The organism is Streptomyces sp. 13-12-16 (assembly GCF_002114215.1).
In the GTDB taxonomy this organism is placed as follows: domain Bacteria; phylum Actinomycetota; class Actinomycetes; order Streptomycetales; family Streptomycetaceae; genus Streptomyces.
Genome location: NZ_NCTE01001107.1, coordinates 1 through 2,371 on the forward strand (window position 1 = coordinate 1; position 2,371 = coordinate 2,371).

At 74.9% G+C, this 2,371-nt stretch carries 3 protein-coding genes and 1 pseudogene; 2 read left to right on the forward strand and 2 right to left on the reverse strand.

Annotated features, from left to right (window positions below; translation table 11 throughout):
• Positions 1–227: NAD-dependent epimerase/dehydratase family protein (locus B7767_RS35955; protein WP_143652820.1), on the reverse strand; the 227-nt coding region annotated here is incomplete at its 3' end.
• A gap of 72 nt (positions 228–299) precedes the next feature.
• On the opposite strand from B7767_RS35955, the gene B7767_RS35960 reads away from it, so the two are divergent.
• The gene (locus tag B7767_RS35960) at positions 300–785 is read left to right on the forward strand and encodes a GNAT family N-acetyltransferase (protein WP_085575709.1); all 486 of its coding nucleotides are present in this window, start codon (positions 300–302) and stop codon (positions 783–785) included.
• Positions 786–800: 15 nt separating this feature from the next.
• Here B7767_RS35960 and B7767_RS35965 read toward each other — a convergent pair whose 3' ends face one another.
• Positions 801–1,985 (reverse strand): MarP family serine protease, encoded by a 1,185-nt coding sequence (locus B7767_RS35965; protein ID WP_085575708.1) that lies wholly within the window; start codon positions 1,983–1,985, stop codon positions 801–803.
• Between the two features lie 200 nt (positions 1,986–2,185).
• On the opposite strand from B7767_RS35965, the pseudogene B7767_RS48645 reads away from it, so the two are divergent.
• Positions 2,186–2,371 (forward strand): annotated as a pseudogene (locus tag B7767_RS48645) (N-acetylmuramoyl-L-alanine amidase); the annotation flags it as partial.

Consider the following 2,371-nt stretch of genomic DNA (forward strand, 5'->3'; position numbering starts at 1 on the left):
CGTCGGCCGCCGACCCCGGCGCCCGCCAGATTGACCACCGCGTCGCACCCGGCGAGGCCGGCCGCGTCCACCGACCCGCGCTCCGGGTCCCAGCGGACCTCGCCCGCCGCCCGGGGCTCGCGCCGCACCAGCCGGACCACCTCGTGCCCGTCCGCCGTCAGGGACCGCGCCAGCGCGCCACCGATGAGCCCGGACGCACCGGCCACCGCGATTCGGGAACGTTCCATGGCGTCCATCCTGCCCCTCGCGGCACGGAAATCACGGCCGGGACGACGCGAGCCGCCCGTACAGTGGCGCTCATGTCCGAGCCGTCCATACGTGTCGCCCGTCCCGACGACGAGGGGGAGCTGGCCCGTCTCGACCGCGAGACCTGGTCCACCCTGCACGCCGTCACCCCGCAGCCGTCGCACGACTGGTTCTTCAGCGAGCGGTCCGGGCCCCGGGACCACCGGGTCGCCGAGTACGGGGGCCGGATCGTGGGGTACGTCCGTCTCGGCTTCGCCACCGAACTCGCCAGCAACGCGCACGTACGGCAGATCCGCGGCCTCGCCGTCGCCGAGGAGGCACGCGGTCGGGGCGTGGGCCGGGCCCTGGTGCGGGCCGCCGTCGCGCAGGCGCGGGAGCGCGGCGCACGCCGGATCACCCTGCGCGTGCTCGGCCACAACACCGCCGCGCGGGCGCTGTACGAGTCCGAGGGCTTCGTCGTGGAGGGCGTGCAGCCGGGGGAGTTCTTCGTCGGGGGCGAGTACGTCGACGACGTCATGATGGGGCGGTCGCTGGTCTGACGGGGCCCGCGGGGTCTACGACGTCACCGGCTCCCCGGTGTCCACCGGCGCCGTCGCGTCCGCCGCGCGCTCGGCGTCGTCCGCCACCTCGTCCGCCGTCAGCACGTAGCCGGTCTCCGCGTCCGAGGTGGAACGCGCGAACACCACGCCGTACACCCGGCCCTCGGTCGTCAGCAGCGGGCCGCCGGAGTTGCCGGGGCGCACGGTCGAGCGGATCGAGTAGATCTCGCGGGTGACCGTCGCGTCGTTGTAGATGTTCTGTCCCCGGGCCTGCACCCGGCCCGCGACCGTCGCCGCCTGCAGGTTCAGGTCACCGTCCTGCGGGTAGCCCGCGACGACCGCCGAGTCGCCGCGGCCGGCGTCGTCGTCGAACTCCAGGACGGGCGCCCGCAGCTCCGGCACGTACAGCACGGCCACGTCCTTGCGCGGGTCGAAGAGCACCACCCGCGCCTCGTACGTCCGTCCCACCCCGCCCACGCGCACGGTCGGCTCGTCGATGCCGGCCACCACGTGGGCGTTGGTCATCACGTGCTCCGTCGCGTACACGAAGCCGCTGCCCTCGCGGCCCTGGGTGCCCGTCACACCCTCGACCTTCACCGTGCTGCGCTGCGCGGCCCGGGTGGCGGCGGCGGTGACGCTGTCGCCGGTGGGCGCGGCGACCTCGGCGGTCGACTCGTTCTCGAACGGGTTGAAGACCTGCGGGAAACCCGCCTCGGTCAGCGCCGACGTGGCCCGGGAGAACCAGCCCGGAGTGGTGTCCGGCATCGCGTCCTGCACGGTGCCCAGCAACCGCGAGTCCCGGATCGCCGACGTCACCAGCGGGGAGGAGGAGGCGCCCAGCACGCTCGCCACCACCCACGCCACGATCAGCACGGCCACCGAGTTGGCCACCGCCCCGCCGACCCCGTCCGCCACCCGCAGCGGGCCCCGGTCCAGCTCCCGCCGCAGTCTGAGCGCCAGCCGCCCCGCCAGCTCATGGCCCGTCACGGCCGGCAGCAGCACCGTGAACACGGCCGTCACCGTCGCCCGGGTCGTCCCCGGGGTCACCAGGTCCATCACCCACGGCAGGAGCCACACGCCCACGACCGCACCGCCCACGAAACCGGCCAGCGAGACGCAGCCCGCCAGCAGCCCGCGCCGGTAACCGGACGCCGCGTAGGCCAGGACGACCAGCAACAGCAGGATGTCGAGCAGGTCCACGCACGCCGCCTTTCTCTCGGGACCACCGGCCCATCAGTACGTGGGGGAGGGGCCCGGTGATCAGCCACACGCGCGCGACGGCCGCGGGAATGCGGCCACGCGCGCGTGTACCGGGGAAAACGTCCCGGACCGAGGCGATGGTTCCACCGGGTGGCGCAGTACGGATCGCAGATGCGGGCGGACCGGCCCACAGTGGGCTCATGCGTGTCCCCAGGAGACCGCGCGGAGCGCGGAGACACCGCTCCCCCCGGATACCCGGAGGGCCCGGCTCCCCGCGCCCGCCACGGGCCGTCACGGTGCCGCTCGGCTGTCTGCCGGGCGTGGCCGCCGCGGTCGCCCTGGTGCTGTGCGCCCACGGCGTCGAGCACGCCGCCGAGGACTCCGCC